Origin of the sequence: Mesorhizobium sp. NZP2234 (genome assembly GCF_013170765.1) — a bacterium.
In the GTDB taxonomy this organism is placed as follows: domain Bacteria; phylum Pseudomonadota; class Alphaproteobacteria; order Rhizobiales; family Rhizobiaceae; genus Mesorhizobium; species Mesorhizobium loti_D.
Genome location: NZ_CP033364.1, coordinates 4,565,988 through 4,584,481, shown reverse-complemented (window position 1 = coordinate 4,584,481; position 18,494 = coordinate 4,565,988). Strand labels below are relative to the sequence as shown.

Below are 18,494 nucleotides of genomic sequence, written 5' to 3'. Positions count from 1 at the left end.
GCGGCGCCGTTTTGCTGTGAAGGGCACGCGACCTCGGCGATGGAGTGGATTGCGGACGATGTTACATCTTGATCTTTGCCCCGCTTGCATCCACCTAACACCAGAAGGCCGAGGTGCCCGGTTTCTGTGCTGTAAAACTCCCGTCACAAACGGTGGTAGGCGGAACGATCCCCGGTCGTTAATATAAGATTCGCGGTTGGCCTGATGGTGACCGCGACATGAAAGGTTGGACAATGGCCAAAATATCCAAGGCTCCCAGCGACGGCGTCTTCGCAGTCCTCCCACTGCGCGACATCGTGGTGTTCCCGCACATGATCGTTCCGCTCTTTGTCGGGCGCGAAAAGTCGATCAAGGCGCTGGAAGAGGTGATGGGGCAGGAGAAGCAGATCCTGCTTGCCACCCAGATGAATGCCGCCGATGACGATCCCGAGCCCGATGCGATCTTCGACATCGGCACGCTCGCCAATGTGCTGCAATTGCTGAAGCTGCCCGACGGCACCGTCAAGGTTCTGGTCGAGGGCGCCTCGCGTGCGAAAATCGTCTCCTTCACCGACCGTCCCGACTTCCACGAAGCCCGCGCCTCGGCGCTGGTCGAGCCGGAGGAGGAAGAGGTCGAGGTCGAGGCGCTGGCCCGCTCGGTCGTCACCGACTTCGAGAACTACGTCAAGCTGAACAAGAAAATCTCGCCTGAAGTGGTGGGTGCCGCCAGCCAGATCGACGACTATTCCAAGCTCGCCGATACGGTTGCCTCGCATCTCGCCATCAAGATCCCTGAAAAGCAGGAAATGCTGGCCACGCTCTCGGTCAAGGAGCGACTGGAAAAGGCGATGGGCTTCATGGAAGCCGAGATCTCCGTCTTGCAGGTGGAGAAGCGCATCCGCTCGCGCGTCAAGCGCCAGATGGAGAAGACGCAGCGCGAATACTACCTCAACGAGCAGATGAAGGCGATCCAGAAGGAGCTCGGCGAAGGCGAGGACGGCCGCGACGAGGCCGCCGAGATCGAGGCGCGCATCAAGAAGACCAAGCTCTCCAAGGAGGCTCGCGAAAAGGCGGAAGCCGAGTTGAAGAAGCTGAGGACGATGTCGCCGATGTCGGCGGAATCGACCGTCGTGCGCAACTACCTCGATTGGCTGCTGTCGATCCCGTGGGGCAAGAACTCCAAGGTCAAGCAGGATTTGGCCTATGCCCAGAACGTGCTCGATACCGATCACTTCGGCCTGGACAAGGTCAAGGACCGCATCGTCGAGTATCTTGCCGTGCAGAGCCGTCAGAAGAAGCTGAAGGGGCCGATCCTGTGCCTCGTCGGCCCTCCCGGCGTCGGCAAGACCTCGCTCGGCAAGTCGATCGCCAAGGCGACCGGTCGCGAATTCATCCGCATGGCGCTGGGCGGCGTGCGTGACGAAGCCGAGATTCGTGGCCATCGGCGTACCTATATCGGCTCGATGCCCGGCAAGGTCATCCAGTCGATGAAGAAGGCGAAGAAGTCCAACCCCCTCTTCCTGCTCGATGAGATCGACAAGATGGGCCAGGACTTCCGTGGCGATCCGTCGTCGGCGCTGCTCGAGGTGCTCGACCCCGAACAGAACTCGACGTTCATGGACCATTACCTCGAGGTCGAATACGACTTGTCGAGCGTGATGTTCGTGACGACGGCGAACACGCTGAACATCCCCGCGCCCTTGATGGACCGCATGGAGATCATCCGTATCGCCGGCTATACCGAGGACGAGAAGATCGAGATCGCCAAGCGGCATCTGATGCCGAAGGTGATCCGCGATCACGCGCTGCAGCCGAAGGAATTCTCCGTCGGAGAGGATGCGATCCGCGCCATCATCCAGACCTACACCCGCGAAGCGGGCGTCCGGAGCCTGGAGCGCGAGCTGATGAAGCTTGGGCGCAAGGCGGTGACCGAGATCCTGAAGACGAAGAAGAAGACGGTGAACATCACGGCGGCGAACCTCGCCGACTACCTTGGTGTCCAGCGCTACCGCTTCGGTCAGGTCGAGGCTGATGATCAGGTCGGCGTCGTTACCGGGCTTGCCTGGACGGAAGTCGGCGGCGAGCTGCTGACGATCGAAGGCGTCATGATGCCCGGCAAGGGCCGCATGACGGTGACGGGCAACCTGCGCGACGTGATGAAGGAATCGATTTCGGCGGCGGCCTCCTATGTCCGCTCGCGGGCCATCGATTTCGGCATCGAGCCGCCGCTGTTCGACAAGCGCGACATCCACGTGCACTTGCCGGAAGGCGCAACGCCCAAGGACGGTCCGTCCGCCGGTGCTGCCATGGCGACAGCCATTGTGTCGGTACTGACAGGCATTCCGGTCCGGGCCGATGTGGCGATGACCGGCGAGATAACGCTTCGCGGCCGCATCTTGCCGATCGGCGGCCTCAAGGAGAAGCTGCTCGCCGCTCTGCGCGGCGGCATCAAGAAGGTGCTGATCCCGGAAGACAACGCCAAGGATCTGGCGGAGATTCCGGACAACGTGAAGAACGGCATGGAGATCATTCCGGTCTCACGCGTTGGTGAGGTGTTGCGCCACGCGCTGGTGCGTATGCCGGAGCCGATCGAATGGGTCGAACCGGTCAATCCGCCGGCCTCGACGGACAGTGCCGACGATGCTGGAAAGTCGCTCGCACATTAGAAATTTCTAAGGTTGCAGCGCACAAACAGAAAGCCGGGCCTCGCGCCCGGCTTTTTCATGTGAAAAACCCCGGATTTCCGGGCTTTTTCCCACTTTTTCCTGCCTTTTCGACTTGGTTGCGCGAACGCTTCTTTCTAAAGTCCGTTTCCTGCCGGATGAGTCGTTAGTTCCGGTGTTCTCATGGAAGGGAATTTTTATGAACAAGAACGAACTGGTGTCCGCTGTCGCCGACGCCGCGAGCATTTCGAAGGGTGACGCGCAGTCGGCGGTCGATGCGGTGTTTTCCGTCATCACCGGCGAACTGAAGAAGGGCGGCGATGTCCGGCTTGTCGGCTTTGGCAACTTCACCGTGTCAAAGCGTGCGGCCTCGACTGGCCGCAACCCCCAGACCGGCGCTGAAGTGAAGATCCCGGCACGCACCGTGCCGAAGTTTTCGGCCGGCAAAGGCCTCAAGGACGCCGTCAACTAAACGCGTTTTTCTTTTTCAGAGACCAGAAAAGCCGGGCTTGCCTCGGCTTTTCTTTTTTGTGCCTGACGCCGGCGCGAATGGTCCCTGGTTACGCGGTCGGCGCATCGGCTCTCATCAGGCCTTCCTTCTTCAGGTCGGCCCAAAGGGCTGCTGGCAGTTTCGCGTCGAGCAGCGCCCGGTTGCTTTCGACTTCGCTCGGCCGCTGGCCGCCGGGGATCACCGAGACGACCGAGGGATGCAGCAGCGGAAATTGCAGCGCCGCCTCGATCAGCCTGACGCCATGGCGTTTGCAGACCGCCTCGATGCCGGCGACCCGCTCGAGAACGTCCCTCGGCGCTTCGGAGTAGTTGTAGTAGGCGCCGGGTTTCGGTCCCGTCGCCAGGATGCCGGAATTGTAGGGGCCACCGAGAACGATGCCGATGCCGCGTTTCTGGCAGAGCGGCAGGAAGGATGTCAGCGCTTCCTGTTCGAGCAGCGTGTAACGCCCGGCAAGCAGGAACAGGTCGAAATCGCCGCGCTCGGCCAGCGTCTGGGCAACCTGCCATTCGTTGATGCCGCCGCCGAATGCCTTGATGACGCCCTGGTCGCGCAGCGACAGCAGTCCATAATAGCCCGAGCGCATGAATTCCTCGATGCGCTGGTCGGACGCCTCCTTGCTGCCATGGGTGAAGATGTCGACATCATGCACGAACAGTATGTCTATCCGGTCCACGCCAAGCCGCTCAAGCGAGGCCTCGAATGAGCGCATCACGCCGTCATAGCTGTAATCGTACACCTCGCGGCGCGACGGCGTGTCGAAGAACTTGCCGATGCCCGTACGCTGCTCGGGCGGGCAGGCGCGCATCAGGCGGCCGACCTTGCTCGACAGCACATAGTCGTCGCGCTTCTTGCCGCGCAGGAAGGGATTGAGGCGCGTTTCAGACAGGCCGAGCCCATAGAGCGGCGCGGTGTCGTAGTAGCGGCAGCCGGTCGCCCAGGCGGCATCCAGCGTGGCATTGGCATCCTCGTCCGAAACGGTGCGGTAGAGATTGCCGAGCGGCGCCGTGCCGAAGCCGAGTTCGGTGAAGGTGATGCCGCCATTGCCGATGCGGTCGAAATGCCGTGTCTTCATGTCCTGCAGTTTTCCCAGGTTGATTTGTCTGACATGACACTATCACGCCTGCGATCAGGCAAAAGCGTCGCACAGCGTTGGACACGCATTTTCGCGGTTGCTAGCATGAACCAAATCAAGCTGTTCGTGAAAAATTTCCGGACGATTTGGAGGGGGGATTTGCCGTGAGCGGGCCGAGCGAGAACCTGTTCAAGACCGCGCTCGATGAGCTCGGCTGCGTGCTGGCACGTATGGATGAAGGCAGCATCGACGCCGCTTGCAAGCTGCTGGCCGATGCAGGGCAAATCGTCGTCTATGGCTGCGGTCGCGAGGCTTTGCAGGTCAAGGGTTTCGCCATGCGGCTCTACCATCTCGGCCTGCCTGTCTCGGTGGTCGGCGACATGACCACGCCGCCGCTGGGTCCAGGCGATGTTTTCCTGTCCAGTTCCGGGCCGGGAGAAACCTCGACAGTGCTGACCTTGATGCAGGTTGCGCGCAACGTCGGCGCGACCAATCTGCTGCTGACCGCCCAGGCCGGCGGCAGTGCCGCGGGACTGGCCGACACCACGCTGCTCATCCCGGCCCAGACCATGGCCGATGACCAGGGCCTACAGAAGACTTCGGTCCTGCCGATGGGCTCGGTGTTCGAAGGAGCCCTGTTCCTGCTGTTCGAGGTGATGGTGCTGAAACTCAAATCCCTGACGGGTGCGTCGCCCGAAGCCATGCGCGCCCGCCACACCAACATGGAATAGACCATGCGTTACGAACTGATGCTGCCGCACCAGATCCGCAAGGCGATCGCGCAGAATTGGCCGGTCGCGCTGCCGCTTGGCGTGCTCGAATACCATGGCGAGCACATGGCCGTCGGCATGGACACGCTGGCCGTCATCAAGACGCTGGAGCTGTTCGAGCAGGAGAGGGACATCGTCATCCTGCCGCCCTTCTACTACGGCGCGGCGAGTTACGCGGTGGCACCGCCGGAAGGCACTGGTTCGGTGCAGGTCGGCGGCAATCAACTGGCCCCATTCGGCGAGGAGCTGTTCTACAGCCTGCTGCGCATCGGCTTCCGCAACATCCACGCCATCGTCCATCACCAGACCGAGAACTTTGCCGCCGGCATGCCGACCGATCTGGCCTTCAAGACCGCCGGCCGTCAGGCGATCTTCCGTTTTCTGGAGAAGCAGCGCGGCGAGGGCTGGTGGGGTTCCGAGACGATGGCCGACTATTATGCCGGACATGCCGAGGGGGAAAACTTCTTCAACTGGGTGCAGGTGCATCCGTTGATGCCGGCCGCCATGAACGGCAAGTACCCGTTCGACCATGCCGGCATTGGCGAGACATCGCTGATGCTGGCGCTATGCCCCGACGCTGTCGATGCCGCCCGCTTCGCCGACAATACCGGCTGGTATACGGCTGGTGCCAAGGACGCATCGGCGGAACTTGGGCAAACAGGCGTTGCCATGATCATGGATCACCTGCGGTCCATTCTGAAGACTTGACCGCGGTGTTTCAGCCCGCCCGCCCGTAAGTCCGACCCTGCCGGGCGATCGGCATGACATCCTTGCCGTAGCGGTCGTGGCCTTGTGGCCAACGCGAATGTTGCGCGCGAACCAGTGAGGCCTATTTCACCGCTCCCGCGGTCATGCCCATGATCAGATAGCGCTCCAGCGCGATGCCGATGACGGCGAGGGGCGCTATGGCCGCGGTGGCAAGAGCTGCCATCGACCACCAGTTGATGCCTTGCGAGCCGGTCTGGCTTGCCACCATGACCGGAATGGTCTTGGCATCGGTCGAAGTCAAAAGGGCGGCGAAGAAATACTCGTTCCAGCATAGCACCATCGCCAGGATGAAGGCGGCGACCATGCCAGGCAGCGCGATCGGCATGACGATGCGGAAAAACGCGCCCCAGATCGACAGGCCATCGACGAGGGCCGCTTCCTCCAGTTCGACCGGGATGGAGTTGAACTGGTCGCGCATGATCCAGATGACGATCGGCAGCACCATCAGCGTGTAGAGCAGGATCAGCCCGACGCGCGTGTCGAGCAGGCCGACTTCCCGGTAGAGCACCAGGAAGGGCAGGGCGAGCACCACGGGCGGCAGGATCAGCTGCGACAGGAAGAAGAAGGAGATGTCCTCGTTCCTGAACCATGCGAACTTGTAGCGGTAGCGCGTCAGGCCGTAGGCGGCCAGGCTGCCGATGACGATGGCGAGGCTCGATGCGCCGACCGAGGTGATGACCGAGTTCATGAAGCGCTTGAAGAACTCATCGCGCACCGTGGAGGTCTGGAAGATCGAATCCGGCGATAGGCCGAGCGATCGCCAGCCTTTCCAGTCCGGCCAGAAGTCGACGAAGGGGATGAGATGGCCTTGCGTGACGTCGACCGCCGATTTGAACGAGGTCGTTATCGTCCAGTAGATCGGGAACAGGCAAATGAAGGCCCAGAAGACAAGCGCCCCGTAGATGAAGACGCGGCTGGTGATGAAGCTCGCCGGAGAGCGGATTTCGGAGACGGTATAGTCGGTGGTCTGAACGCTCATGATCCGGCCACTCAGTTGACGTTGCGCACGAAGCGGTTGGCGAGCTTCAGCAGCCAGGTCACGAACACGACGATGATGACGAGATAGGCCATTGCCAGCATGGTGCCGTAACCGACATTCGAACGGTCGCGGTATTCGCGGTAGATGAAGCTCGATACGGAATCGGTCGCGCCGCCCGGGCCGCCTGATGTTACCGTGATGATGATGTCCGCAAGCTTCAGCTTGAAGATGATGCGCAGGATCACCGCCGTCACCGAAACCGGCAGCATGAGCGGGAAGGTGACCTGCCAGAAGGTCTGCCATGCGGTCGCGCCGTCGACGCGCGCCGCCTCCAGCACCTCGCGCGACATGGCCTGCAGGCCGGCCAGCAGCATGATCATCATGAAGGGAATGAAGGTCCAAGCGTCGAGCAGCATGATCGAGATACGCGCTGTGATCGGATCGGAGAAGAAGGCGGGATTATCCCAGCCGAGATGGCGCGCCAGCGTCGCCGCCGGCCCGAACCGGTATTCCATCAGCGATTTGCCAATCATCCACGATACCGCGACCGGCGACAGCATCAGCGGCATCAGGAACACGACGCGGAAGAATTTTCGCGCCCTGATCTGTGCGTTGAGCAACAGCGCCAGGCCGAAGGCGATAACATATTCGACCAGCACCGCCAGGACATAGAGCACCATGTTGAACAGTGCATTGCGGTAGTAGGGATCGCCAAGCATCTGCCAGAAATTGGCGAGCCCGTTGAACCTGCGGCCACTGAAGGAGGAGAGGTTCCAGTCGGTGAGCGCGATGTAGAAGCCGAACAGCGTCGGGAAGATCACCATGGCGATGGTGAACAGTAGCGCCGGCAACAGGAATAGCGCGCGCTGCCCGTCCTCGCCGCGCGTCAGCACCTGGCCGATGCCGAGCGCCACGCCCCACAGCACATAGGCATACACGACCGGTCGCCAGGTCTCGAAACCGATCGTGTCGACTTCGCTCTTGTAGAGGATCTGTGCCAGGATCGTTGCCAGGAGGCCGAACGTGGCCAACGCCATCAGCGCCCAGCCAAGGCGTTTGCGGCCTGGTGGGATCAGGTCGGATGGGACGGCGTTTGCCGGCCAATCATTGGTGGGCAAAATCTGGTCAGCCACGCGTCTCGTCCGGTTGCAGAAGGCACTTCGCGACCGGCGTCCCGGTCAAGACAGGGTCCGGCGGCTCTCGTCGCCGGACCCAGGTTCAGGCTCTGATCAGGCCATGCCGAGCGAGGCCTTGTAGAGCTTGATCTGCTTTTCGCGGCCGATCTGGTCGGTCAGCTTTTCCCAGGCCGCGGCAATGGCGTCGGCGCCTTCCTGCGCCTTCATCTTGCCGGCGAAGGTGTTGGCCAGAATGTCCTCGGCGGCGGAATAATACTGGAAGATGCCGGGGATGCGTGGCTCGATCGCCGCGTTCGGATGGTTGTAGCTGTCGCCTTCCGACTTGAGGTACGAGGTGATGAAGGCCTCGTCGTAGCCGGCCGCCACCCATTCCGGAATGTCGAAATGGGAATTGCGGTAGGGCTGGAAGCCGGACGGATACATCGCCGTCCAGATAGACAGGTCCTTGCCGCCGAGATGGGCGGCGGCGGACCATGCCGCTTTCTTCTTTTTCTCGTCGCTGTCGACTCGGGCCATCACGTAGACGCCCCAGCCGAGATAGGCGCAGTTCGGCGAGTAGTTCGGGCCGCTGGCGAGCTTTTCCCATTTGCCGGTCTTGGAGTTGTAGACGTCATCCGAACCCGGCAGGATCGAGAAGCCTGTGACGTCGCCGATCACAGAGGAATCATTGGTCTTGACGTTCGAGCCGACGTCGCCCCACCAGGGGATCATCGAGCCGGTGCCGGCCAGGAACTGCTGGAAGGCGGTGGTGTTCGGATCGGCGTTGATCTGGTCGGCCGGTTCGGAGGGCAGCGCGTCGATCACGTCCTGGATGGCGCGCACCCAGGCCGGATTGTTGACGCGCGGCTTCATCGTGTCGGCGTCGAACAGCCAGGCCTTGTCGTCGGGATGCTTGGCATAGGCGGTGGCGCGGCTGCCGAGGAAGTAAAAGCCGAAACCGCCCCAGGGCTTGGGCGCATCGAGATAGCCGTACACGTCCTGGCCCTTGAATTTCTTGCCCTTGAGGAACTTGGTCACGGCCTGCACTTGCTGCCAGGTCTTCGGCACGCCCCATTCGCCTTCACCGCCGCCGTCCTTCCACTGCTTGGCGAGGTCGGCATCGGCGAACACGTCGGTGCGGTAGTTGAAATTGTGCGTGTCGCCGTCGATGGTCACGCGATACTGCTTGCCATCCCAGGTGCCGACCGGCGGCTTCAGATAATTGACCAGATCGTCGAAATCGATCTGCTTCTTGACCCAGTCGGGCATTTCCGAGGTCAGGCCCTTGCCGCAGACGTCGCCTTCGAAGGGGGCGCCCATCTCAATAATGTCGAAGTCGACGGTGCCGGTGGCGATCGACTGTTGCAGGCGGGCGTTGTAGTCGGCCTGCGCCAGGTCGATCCAGCTGATCTTGGCGCCGGTATAGGCCTCCCATGGTTTCAGAAAGCCGCGGAACAGCACATTGTGCAGGTTCTGGTTGTTGAGGCCCATGAAGGTCAGTTCAACGCCGGCGAATTCGCCTTCCTTGACATTGGCCTTGGTCGCGTCGAGGCAGAGCTCCCCGACCTTCTGGAAATCGGCATCGGTCGGCTGGCCTTTGCCAACGCCGGGAATCTGCAGGATCTTCGAGCGAAGCTCGCTCGCAGCGGAAGCCGGGCGCGTCAGCGCGCCGAGCCCGGCACCGGATGCCGCCGCGATCGCGGCCATGCTGGCCGCGCTCTTCAATACGTCGCGCCTTGTGGCGCCGGCGCGGACCAATTTATCGTAAAGACCTGTTCTCATCGACTATTCCTCCCAGAATATCAGTATGAATGGATGTGGCCACCTGTCGGATGCTGGAGCACGATTGTGCTCCCGGCTGGACAACGAATTAGGCAGGACCCCACCCTGCGTCGATTGAAGTTCCGATTTCGGATCGTTACCGACATTTGGACCAGCACCCGCCACTATTCTCACAACCAAACGCCGTGTCAACGAGAACAGGTTTTTATCTATAAGAGACCGACTTGCCCTGGCAGGTCGTGTTGGTTAGCTTCTGCGCCTACGGCCAGTGGAGCCGATGGGGGAGACATGGCTCAAGTCACGATCAGCAAGGTGGCCAAGGCGTTTGGAACCGTCAAGGTTCTGCACGAAGTCAGCGTCGACATCGCTGACGGACAGTTCGTCGTGCTGGTCGGTCCTTCAGGTTGCGGCAAGTCCACGCTGCTCAGAATGGTGGCCGGGCTGGAGACCGTTTCCGGTGGCACGATCGCCATCGGCGACCGTGTCGTCAATCATTTGCCGCCGGCAAAACGCGACATCGCCATGGTGTTCCAGAACTATGCGCTCTATCCGCACAAAACGGTCGAGCAGAACATGGCCTTTGCCCTCAAGCTGCGGAAAACCGATCCGGCGGTGGTCGCCGAGCGAGTCAAGCGCGCCGCCGACATCCTTGATCTCAATCCCTACCTCAAACGCTATCCCCGGCAGCTCTCGGGCGGCCAGCGCCAACGCGTGGCGATGGGGCGTGCCATCGTGCGCAATCCGCAGGTGTTCCTCTTCGACGAGCCGCTCTCGAACCTCGATGCCAAGCTGCGCGTGCAGATGCGCACCGAGATCAAGGAACTCCACCAGCGGCTGAAAACAACCACCATCTACGTCACCCACGACCAGATCGAGGCGATGACGATGGCCGACAAGATCGTCGTCATGCGCGACGGCCGCATCGAGCAGGTCGGCGCGCCACTGGAGCTGTTCGACCGGCCGGCCAATTTGTTCGTCGCCGGTTTCATCGGCTCACCTTCGATGAACTTGCTCAAGGGTGTTTTGCGCAAGGGCGACAAGCCGGGCGTCGACATATCAGGCACATTGTTCCCGATTGGCGACAATGCCGCGCAGGACGGACAGGCTGTCGTCTATGGCGTGCGCCCCGAGCATATCGAGATCCATCCCGATGGCGTGCCGGCGAAGATTTCGGTGGTCGAGCCGACCGGGTCCGAAACGCTGGTCTTCCTGCGCTTTGGCGACGGCGAGATGGTGGCATTGTTTCGCGAGCGCCACGACTTCAAGCCCGGCGATACGCTCAAACTCCGGCCAAGGCTCGACCATATCCACCTGTTCGACGCCGAGACCGGCCAGCGTCTCTGATCTCAGCGTCTCTGATCTCAAACGGACTTCACGAGGACCATCATGCTCAAAGGGATCCATCCGTTGCTCAATGCCGACGTGCTGCAGGCATTGCGGGCGATGGGACATGGCGACGACCTGATAATCGCCGACACCAATTTCCCGTCCGATTCGGTGGCGCGCCAGACGGCGCTCGGACGGCTGTTGCGCATCGATGCCCCGGCGGCGGAAGTGGTGAAGGCGGTGCTGTCGCTCTACCCGCTGGATACGTTCGTCGACGACTCCGCGGCGCGCATGGAGATCGTCGGCAAGCCGGACGAGATTCCGCCCGTGCAGAAGGAAGTGCAAAAGGAAGTCGACGCGGCCGAGGGCAAGTCCTGGCCGATGCTCCCGGTCGAGCGTTACGCATTCTATGAGCGCGCCAAGCGGGCCTATTGTGTCATCCAGACCGGCGAGCGCCGCTTCTACGGCTGCTTCGCCTTCCGCAAGGGCGTCGTGCCGCCGGACGCGGCGTAGCAGCATGGCTTTGGGCAAGCCTGTCGTCATGAAACCTGTCGTCATCCTGGGCGTCTTCGTCGCCGATACCGCCTATCGCGCCGACCGCCAGCCGCGCATGGGCGAAACGATCCTCGGCAATTCGTTCAAGCTCGGGCCGGGCGGCAAGGGTTCGAACCAGGCGGTGGCCGCCGGCAAGCTCGGTGCCGACACCACCTTCCTGACCCGGCTTGGCGTCGATGCCTTCGCCGACATGGCCAGGCGGACCTGGATGGATGCCGGCGTGAAAAGCGCCGTCATCGATACGCCGGATAGCTACACCGGCGCCGCCTACATCTTCGTCGAGGAGGGAAGCGGCAACAACGCCATCATCGTCAGCCCTGGTGCGGCCATGCTGATCTCGCCGGCCGATATCGAGGCCAATGCCGACCTGATCGGCGGGGCCGGCGTCTTTGTCACGCAGCTCGAACAGCCGATCGACGCGGCGCTGAGGGCGCTGGAGATCGCGCGCGGGGCAGGGGTGACGACCATCCTCAACCCCGCTCCCGCTGCCAAGCTTCCCGACCGCATCTACACGCTCTGCGACTATCTCACGCCGAACGAGACCGAGACGGAGGAATTGACGGGGCTGAAAGTCTCCTCGGTCGATGACGCCCGGGTCGCCGCCGGCAAGCTGCTCGAAAAGGGCGTCGGCGCCGTCATCGTCACGCTCGGTGACAAGGGCGCTCTACTGCACACCAGGGACCGCTCCGAGCATGTCCCCGCCATCAGCGCCGGGCCGGTGGTCGAAACCACGGGAGCCGGAGATGCTTTCAACGGCGGCTTCGCCGCCGCGCTTTCGCGAGGCGTGGAGCCGCTGCAAGCGGTGCGCTTTGCCTGCGCGGTCGCCGGCATTTCGGTGACGCGACCGGGCACGGCGCCGTCGATGCCGACACTGCGCGAGGTCGAGGCGCTGCTGGACCAAAACTAGAATCGGTTTCGCCGATCGGCTGTTGTTGTTGATGCCGGCGGCCGTGCGCGAGAGAAGCGCCGGTCAACACCATCTGCTCGCGCTGCTCATGATGCCAGCCACAACCGCCGCAAGTTCATGATTAAGAAATTGCGTAATTACTAATTTAGTGGCAACTTAAATAAAAGATGCGGGGCACATGGATATCTCGAACCGAAAGGTTGGGGGTGGACGGGGCAATCAAGATGTACTTTCCGCAATTTCTGGTCGGAATGCTTGCAACGACAATCGGCATTTCGATCTGGGTTTACTTCGAGTCCGGGTCGATCTGGGCGTCCCTTGGTTGGGCGGTGCTGACGCTGGTTGTCTTGCAGGTTGGCTACGTCTGCCTGGTCATTCGCTTGGTTTCCAGGCGACCAGAGAAAACCTCGGACGCACGGTCGGCTGTTGACCCCGCAAGCCCCCTCTCATTCTGGCCTTTCCGAAAAGGTTGAGGCAGAATGCCCCATTGGGGTACCGTCCGGACCAGGTTCGCTCCCCCGGGGCGCCAATCAGCGGTGACGGGAGCATGGCTGAGCAAGAGAGATGGAAGGAACTGTCGAAAGCAGCCGGCAGTGCGAGCGTTCCCCGGCCAGTAACCTTGACCGGAGATCATATAAGTCTGGTTCCGCTCTGTCGCGAAGATGCCGACGATATCTTCCGGCTAACCCACGCCGGCGAACGCGACGAGATCTGGGCCGATATGAAAGTGGGGCCGTTCGACGGGGTCGAGTCTTTCCGCGCGCATGTCGGCGACCTGCTTGGCGACCAATCGCGCGTATTTCTGACACTAAGAACCGCCGCAGGGCCTGTTGGCTGGCTTTGCCTGATGGAGGCAAGGCCGGAACACAGGGTGATCGAACTCGGCTATATCCTCTTCGCACCGGTTCTACAAAGGACTGTCGCGGCCAGCGAGTCGCTGTTCCTCATCATGCGGCACGTCTTCGACGATCTGGGTTATCGCCGCTTGGAATGGACCTGCACGACGGCCAATGCGAAATCCAGGCGAGCAGCCGATCGGCTGGGTTTCGTCTTCGAGGGCATATTGCGCGAAGGCCTCACCTTGAAAGGGCGCCCATGCGACATCTGCATGTATTCCCTGCTGGCCCGGGATTGGGTGGCTGCCAACGCCGCCTTCTTGATTTGGCTACATCCTGACAATTTTGTCGATGGACGCCAGGTGCAATCCTTGGAGCAGGTCAGGGTGCGGGTATGAAGATCGTGGCGGTCCGATAATGTCCGCGCGGCCTCGAGGCCCGAAGCAAATGAAAGCCATTGTAATCTACGCGCATCCGCCGAGTTCAGAGTAGGCCAATCGGCCACGCTTCGGCAGGTCTTTTTCGCGCTGTGATGAGGTGCCGCCAGCCTCCTGGCGGCGGCCACCCCTTGAAAGGAAGCTTTGGGCTCCCGACTACCGCGGCGGTCGCGTTCGCGGAAATGGAACGATCGTCAGGGGCGCCTTCTGAAATTCCGCGGCTGCGATCTCTTCAATCAGGACATCGAGCTTCGCGCGGACACTCCGGCTCGTTTCGTCGTTTCCTGATAGGCGGTTTTGCGCGCATTCGAGCAGCTCGCGCGCCGCTGCAAAGTCACTTTGCATCGCAACACCCAACTGTCGACCCAACATGGAGTATGGTCGCCCCACTTAGTTGAGAGATTGCTAATGTAAATGTCTGCAATTTAGGGGATGACGCCGGGCATCCTGGAAGGATGGTATGGAGTCCACGCCATCAGCCCAATACTTGTCCGGCACGACGGGAGTTTTTCGAACTGGGGGATAGCCTCTGGACAAGGCTTCAACCCGCCGCCTTCGAACCTTCAGCCTCGGCTCTAACGCAGGACGCCCGGCGGTGGAAAAGCTGAAACTTCTTATGCGCGACAAAGGCCAAGTCCTTGAAAAGACTTGGCGCGAGTGACGGGGCTCGAACCCGCGACCTCCGGCGTGACAGGCCGGCACTCTAACCAACTGAGCTACACCCGCGCATTGACGAGCACGTGTCAGCCGTGTTCGTCGTTGGGGCGGTGGATAAGGGGTTCGCCCCCGGGTGTCAAGCGCACCAAACCATCATAAACACAAACTGGAGAAGGTTTTTTGACAGCCGCCATTCTGTGGACAAATCCGGCGTGCGAACAGGACGTCGGCTGTTCATTTGGCCTTGCGAACCCGGTCCCGACCGCTTAAAGGTCCCGCCGGAGCGGGCGATTAGCTCAGTTGGTAGAGCGCTTCGTTTACACCGAAGATGTCGGCGGTTCGAGTCCGTCATCGCCCACCAGATTTCGCATCATCGGCTGGCCGCTTTTTGTGAAGGGTGCCGCGAAAAGAGACCCCGGGCCAAGATTTGAACGTAGATGTGATGCGTTTTTGGATATTCCCTGTTCGTCGTAACATCGTCGTCTCGCTGGTCGGATGTCTGTTGGTGGCGGGCTGCTTCGACGTGAAGCAGGATCTGGCATTCCGGCGCGATGGGACCGCGACGGCCAATATCCGGATAGCGGTGGATGGCTCGCTGTTGGCGATGGCCAAGAACGCGAACGGCAAATGGTGCAGTTCCGACAAGCTGTTGTCGTCGCCGGGCATAACCGGAACCGCCGAGCAGAAAACCGAGGGCAGCGATGAGGTCTGCTCGCTGTTTTTCTCCGGCAAGACGGACGATCTCGTTGCGGCTCTTTCGAACGCCAATATCGGAGGAGACAAGAAGCAGGGCGTGCAGCTCAACCGAGTAGGGGACAATTACGAATTCGTCGTCAATTTCCCCAGTCTCAAGCCAACCGACAAGTATGCCGACGATCCGATGGCGCAAGGGCTGCGGACCCTCATATTGGCGAAGATGTCAGGCAGGCACATTGCATGGACGGTGACGGCTCCGCGCATCATCGAGACAAGTGGCACGATATCGGATGACGGACGCACGGCATCCTATTCTCGACCGCTTGCATCGGCATTTTCCAGCGATCGGCCGACGACATTTCGCGCCGTGTTCTCGCTGGAACCGCCCGGAATGCTCGAACAGCTGTTCAACTGGTTTCGGTAAGCCTTTGCAGGAAGCCGCGGAACGGCGACGGAAAGAGCGGCGACTTTTCCTCGCGGGTTAAGGAATCACGGCGGCGCCATCCGGAAATCCTTGCCTTCGGGCAGTAACTGCCCGCCGTCGACGACGATGGTCGTGCCGGTGATGTAGCTGGCATCGTCCGAGGCCAGGAAGAGGAAGGCATTGGCGACGTCGCGCGGACTGCCGAGGCGGCCGAGCGGGATGGAATCCTCCATGTTCTTGATATAGGCGGCGCCGCGATGCTGCTGGATGGCCTCCGTGAGGATGTTGCCGGGCTCGACGCCGTTGACGGTGATGCCGTAGCCGGAGAATTCCAGCGCCGCCGCCCGGATGAAGCCGTTGATGCCGGCCTTGCTGGCCGAATAATGGCCATGGCCGGGACTGGTCACGTGCGGGCCGGTGATGGAGGAGGTGTAGAGCATGCGCCCGGAGCGCTGCGCCCTCATTGGCACCAGTGCGGCGCGGCTGGCATTGAACGTGCCGCGCAGATTGACGGCCATCACGCGGTCCCAGTCGTCGGCACTGGTGTTTTCGATCAGTTGCCAGGGATAGATACCGGCATTCTGCACGATGATGTCGAGGCGGCCGTGATGCTTCAGCGCCAGTGCCACCGCGGCCTCCGCGTCGGCCATTTGCGAGATGTCGGTGCGGATGAAGGGGACGCCCAGTTCGTCGGCTGTCGCTTGCCCGGCCTCGGTCTCGGTGTCGGCCAGTACCAGACTTGCGCCTTCCTCGGCGAAGCGCAGCGCGATTCCCTTGCCGATGCCGCGCGCGCTGCCGACGATCAGCGCCACCTTGTCCTTCAGTCTTCCGGTCATGCGAGCCGTCCTGTCATGCGAGTCTTTGGCGAATGGTTTGCTTGAATGCGTCGAGCAGCACCGCGGCCAGCACCAGGAGGCCATGGATGACCTGGGTGAAGTTGGCCGGCAGTCCCATCAGGTTGATCGCCGTGTTGATGGCCGAGAGCAGGAGCACGCCGGCATAGACGCCGGGCAGGGTGCCGACGCCGCCTTTCAGGCTGACGCCGCCGATGACGACCGCGGCAAAGGCGTTGAACAGCAGCCCGACGCCGAGGTTTGCCGTGGCGCCGGAGGTGCGGATCGCCAGCAGCCAGCCGGCAAGGCCGGCGATGGCGCCGGCAAGCACGAAGGCGATGATGAGGTTGCGGTTCACCCGGATGCCGGCGCGGAAGGTCGCCGTCTCGTTGCCGCCGATCATCACGAGGTGCCGGCCGAACGGCGTCTTGGCCATGATCAGCGAGAAGACGACGAAACAGGCGATGGCGATCCAGGCCGTCAGCGGCAGGCCGATCAGCCGCTGGATGCCGAACCAGCGGATGGCGGGTGCCAGATCCTGAGCCGAGCGGCCGCCCGAAATGACCAGCACCAGGCCGCGCACCCAGATGTAGGACGCCAGCGTGATGATGAAGGCGCTCATCTTGACCTTGACCACCAGAAACCCGTTGAAGGCGCCGATGAGACCGCCGACGGCCAGGGCCAGCAGCAGCGACACAGGGACCATCAGCCATTCCGGGTGCAATTGGATGCCAAGGCCGATGCCCGACGAGCAGAACAGGATGCCCACCGCCATGGCGCTGAGCGCCGCGACGGATTCGACCGACAGGTCCATGTGCCCGGCGATGATGACCAGCGCCAGGCCGATCGACATGACGCCGAGCACGCTCGAGGCCTCGATGATGTTGGCGAAGATGCCGAGCTGGAAATAGTTCGGGATGAAGATGGAGAAGACCACCAGCACGAAGACCAGCATGAACCAGACAAGGTTGTCGAGGACGAACTCCAGGGCTTGGCGGGTGCGGGGGTTCATGAGCTGATCCGGCTGGCGCATGAACCCCGAGAAGTCGATTTCGGCGAGGATCTTGCGCGGATTGATGTTGCGGAGAAGCGGCTCCGGACCAGCTTGGTCCGGAGCACCTTATGCGGTCGGCCTATTCGACCGGTTTGACGGTATCCGTCGGCGCCTTCTGGTTGCCCCAGAAGGCCGGATTGTCGACGTTTTCCTTGGTGATGGCGGCACCCGGGATCTTGATGTTCGGCCCCCACGCTTCCTTGGTCACGGTCGATTTCAGGCCCAGCACGTCATAGTCGCCGGGCTTGATCTCCTGCTTGTTGGCGACCTTGTCCATGAACATGGCGACGGCCGCGGCCTGCGCGTAGAGCGGCTGCTCGACTTCGACGTTGAGCCAACCCTTGCGGATCAGGTCGAGGCCGACCGGCGCGCCATTCGAGCTCATCAGCATGACGTCGCCCGGCTTTTTGCCGGCGGCCTCGAGCGAGGCGACGGCGGCGACCGAGAGATGCGCGGCATGGCTGAAGATCAGGTCGATGTCGGGGTTGGCCAGCATCTGGTCGGCGACGATGGTGCCGGCGTTGCTGGCTTCCCATTGCATGGCCGGCAGCGAGATGATCTTGACGTCCGGGAACGCCTTCATCTTCTCCTCGAAACCCTTCTGGATGTCGAGCGTGTAGGGATCGCCGGGATCGCCGAGCACCTGCAGCACCTTGCCCTTCACCGAACCGTTCTTCGCCTTCAGCAGCTTCTCCGCCTGGTCGGCGGCGATATGGCCGATCTCGACGGTACCCGCCACCGAGGTGAAGTCGGAAGGCGTCGACGTGATCTGGCGGTCGAACTCGACCACCGGGATGCCGGCCGCGCGTGCGGCCTCGATGGACGGCTTCAACGCGTTGAAATCGACCGCCGCCAGGATGATCGCCTTTGGCTTCAGCGCGATGACGTCGTTCATCTGCGATTGCTGGGCGTCCGTCTTGTTGTCGGCGTTCAGCGTCTTTATCTCGTAGCCGACCTGTTTCAGGAACAGTTCCAGCGCGGTCACCGAGCCGGTCTGGAACTCGTCCAGCAATGTCGGCACCATATAGTAGACGGTCCCCTTGGACTGGGCGAATGCCGGCGTGAGCGTGGCAAAGGCCAGTGCCAGGATACCGAAGACAGCAAGAAGTATTCGCTTCATGTCGTTCGCT

General features: G+C 61.8%; 16 protein-coding genes and 2 tRNA genes. 10 read left to right on the top strand and 8 right to left on the bottom strand.

What is annotated here, in order from left to right:
- Nucleotides 1–233: 233 nt before the first annotated feature.
- Together lon and EB230_RS22690 are read left to right on the top strand one after the other, a co-directional pair.
- Nucleotides 234–2,645 carry an endopeptidase La gene (gene lon / locus EB230_RS22695; RefSeq protein ID WP_056562362.1) on the top strand — a complete coding sequence of 804 codons (2,412 nt, stop codon included), beginning with the start codon at nt 234–236 and terminating at the stop codon, nt 2,643–2,645.
- 196 nt (nt 2,646–2,841) lie between these two features.
- Complete coding sequence (locus tag EB230_RS22690) at nt 2,842–3,114, top strand: HU family DNA-binding protein (protein WP_006201846.1); 273 nt, start codon at nt 2,842–2,844, stop codon at nt 3,112–3,114.
- 88 nt (nt 3,115–3,202) lie between these two features.
- Here the strand turns inward: EB230_RS22690 and EB230_RS22685 are convergent, their stop codons facing one another.
- Nucleotides 3,203–4,225, bottom strand: coding sequence for an aldo/keto reductase (locus EB230_RS22685; RefSeq protein WP_056562359.1), 1,023 nt, complete (start codon nt 4,223–4,225; stop codon nt 3,203–3,205).
- A 164-nt stretch (nt 4,226–4,389) separates the two neighbouring features.
- Here EB230_RS22685 and EB230_RS22680 point away from each other — a divergent pair, with 164 nt between their 5' ends.
- Both EB230_RS22680 and EB230_RS22675 read left to right on the top strand, forming a co-directional pair.
- Entirely contained in the window at nt 4,390–4,956 is a 567-nt protein-coding gene (locus tag EB230_RS22680; RefSeq protein ID WP_172373996.1) for an SIS domain-containing protein, read from the top strand.
- Between the two features lie 3 nt (nt 4,957–4,959).
- Entirely contained in the window at nt 4,960–5,703 is a 744-nt protein-coding gene (locus tag EB230_RS22675; protein WP_056562353.1) for a creatininase family protein, read from the top strand.
- A gap of 121 nt (nt 5,704–5,824) precedes the next feature.
- Here the strand turns inward: EB230_RS22675 and EB230_RS22670 are convergent, their stop codons facing one another.
- The 3 genes from EB230_RS22670 to EB230_RS22660 form a co-directional block, all read right to left on the bottom strand.
- Nucleotides 5,825–6,742 (bottom strand): carbohydrate ABC transporter permease, encoded by a 918-nt coding sequence (locus EB230_RS22670; RefSeq protein WP_056562348.1) that lies wholly within the window; start codon nt 6,740–6,742, stop codon nt 5,825–5,827.
- An 11-nt stretch (nt 6,743–6,753) separates the two neighbouring features.
- Nucleotides 6,754–7,875, bottom strand: coding sequence for a sugar ABC transporter permease (locus EB230_RS22665; protein WP_172373995.1), 1,122 nt, complete (start codon nt 7,873–7,875; stop codon nt 6,754–6,756).
- A gap of 96 nt (nt 7,876–7,971) precedes the next feature.
- Nucleotides 7,972–9,639 (bottom strand): sugar ABC transporter substrate-binding protein, encoded by a 1,668-nt coding sequence (locus tag EB230_RS22660; RefSeq protein WP_172373994.1) that lies wholly within the window; start codon nt 9,637–9,639, stop codon nt 7,972–7,974.
- Between the two features lie 288 nt (nt 9,640–9,927).
- On the opposite strand from EB230_RS22660, the gene ugpC reads away from it, so the two are divergent.
- The 4 genes from ugpC (at nt 9,928) to EB230_RS22635 (ending at nt 13,661) form a co-directional block, all read left to right on the top strand.
- Nucleotides 9,928–10,983, top strand: coding sequence for a sn-glycerol-3-phosphate ABC transporter ATP-binding protein UgpC (gene ugpC / locus EB230_RS22655; protein WP_056562339.1), 1,056 nt, complete (start codon nt 9,928–9,930; stop codon nt 10,981–10,983).
- 42 nt (nt 10,984–11,025) lie between these two features.
- Entirely contained in the window at nt 11,026–11,478 is a 453-nt protein-coding gene (locus EB230_RS22650; RefSeq protein ID WP_172373993.1) for an RbsD/FucU family protein, read from the top strand.
- A 4-nt stretch (nt 11,479–11,482) separates the two neighbouring features.
- Nucleotides 11,483–12,427 carry a ribokinase gene (rbsK, locus tag EB230_RS22645; RefSeq protein WP_172373992.1) on the top strand — a complete coding sequence of 315 codons (945 nt, stop codon included), beginning with the start codon at nt 11,483–11,485 and terminating at the stop codon, nt 12,425–12,427.
- A gap of 487 nt (nt 12,428–12,914) precedes the next feature.
- Nucleotides 12,915–13,661 (top strand): GNAT family protein, encoded by a 747-nt coding sequence (locus EB230_RS22635; RefSeq protein WP_172373991.1) that lies wholly within the window; start codon nt 12,915–12,917, stop codon nt 13,659–13,661.
- A gap of 688 nt (nt 13,662–14,349) precedes the next feature.
- Here EB230_RS22635 and EB230_RS22630 read toward each other — a convergent pair.
- A tRNA-Asp gene (locus EB230_RS22630) sits at nt 14,350–14,426 on the bottom strand.
- Nucleotides 14,427–14,642: 216 nt separating this feature from the next.
- Here EB230_RS22630 and EB230_RS22625 point away from each other — a divergent pair.
- Together EB230_RS22625 and EB230_RS22620 are read left to right on the top strand one after the other, a co-directional pair.
- Nucleotides 14,643–14,718: transfer RNA gene (locus tag EB230_RS22625), tRNA-Val, on the top strand.
- 36 nt (nt 14,719–14,754) lie between these two features.
- Nucleotides 14,755–15,477 (top strand): hypothetical protein, encoded by a 723-nt coding sequence (locus tag EB230_RS22620; protein WP_172373990.1) that lies wholly within the window; start codon nt 14,755–14,757, stop codon nt 15,475–15,477.
- 65 nt (nt 15,478–15,542) lie between these two features.
- Here EB230_RS22620 and EB230_RS22615 read toward each other — a convergent pair whose 3' ends face one another.
- The 3 genes from EB230_RS22615 to EB230_RS22605 form a co-directional block, all read right to left on the bottom strand.
- Nucleotides 15,543–16,313 (bottom strand): SDR family oxidoreductase, encoded by a 771-nt coding sequence (locus tag EB230_RS22615; RefSeq protein WP_172373989.1) that lies wholly within the window; start codon nt 16,311–16,313, stop codon nt 15,543–15,545.
- Between the two features lie 13 nt (nt 16,314–16,326).
- A complete protein-coding gene (locus tag EB230_RS22610; RefSeq protein WP_065005129.1) occupies nt 16,327–17,322 on the bottom strand; it encodes an ABC transporter permease in 996 nt (331 codons plus the stop codon).
- A gap of 121 nt (nt 17,323–17,443) precedes the next feature.
- The gene (locus EB230_RS22605) at nt 17,444–18,484 is read right to left on the bottom strand and encodes a sugar ABC transporter substrate-binding protein (RefSeq protein WP_056562324.1); all 1,041 of its coding nucleotides are present in this window, start codon (nt 18,482–18,484) and stop codon (nt 17,444–17,446) included.
- Nucleotides 18,485–18,494: the final 10 nt, after the last annotated feature.

Excerpts from the sequence above, each read along its gene's own strand:
- EB230_RS22675 (WP_056562353.1), top strand. The coding sequence starts at position 4,960 with ATGCGTTACGAACTGATGCTGCCGCACCAGATCCGCAAGGCGATCGCG.
- EB230_RS22660 (WP_172373994.1), bottom strand. The coding sequence starts at position 9,639 with ATGAGAACAGGTCTTTACGATAAATTGGTCCGCGCCGGCGCCACAAGG.
- EB230_RS22690 (WP_006201846.1), top strand. The coding sequence starts at position 2,842 with ATGAACAAGAACGAACTGGTGTCCGCTGTCGCCGACGCCGCGAGCATT.
- EB230_RS22650 (WP_172373993.1), top strand. The coding sequence starts at position 11,026 with ATGCTCAAAGGGATCCATCCGTTGCTCAATGCCGACGTGCTGCAGGCA.
- EB230_RS22685 (WP_056562359.1), bottom strand. The coding sequence starts at position 4,225 with ATGAAGACACGGCATTTCGACCGCATCGGCAATGGCGGCATCACCTTC.
- EB230_RS22670 (WP_056562348.1), bottom strand. The coding sequence starts at position 6,742 with ATGAGCGTTCAGACCACCGACTATACCGTCTCCGAAATCCGCTCTCCG.
- EB230_RS22610 (WP_065005129.1), bottom strand. The coding sequence starts at position 17,322 with ATGAACCCCCGCACCCGCCAAGCCCTGGAGTTCGTCCTCGACAACCTT.
- ugpC (WP_056562339.1), top strand. The coding sequence starts at position 9,928 with ATGGCTCAAGTCACGATCAGCAAGGTGGCCAAGGCGTTTGGAACCGTC.
- lon (WP_056562362.1), top strand. The coding sequence starts at position 234 with ATGGCCAAAATATCCAAGGCTCCCAGCGACGGCGTCTTCGCAGTCCTC.
- EB230_RS22605 (WP_056562324.1), bottom strand. The coding sequence starts at position 18,484 with ATGAAGCGAATACTTCTTGCTGTCTTCGGTATCCTGGCACTGGCCTTT.
- EB230_RS22615 (WP_172373989.1), bottom strand. The coding sequence starts at position 16,313 with ATGACCGGAAGACTGAAGGACAAGGTGGCGCTGATCGTCGGCAGCGCG.
- rbsK (WP_172373992.1), top strand. The coding sequence starts at position 11,483 with ATGGCTTTGGGCAAGCCTGTCGTCATGAAACCTGTCGTCATCCTGGGC.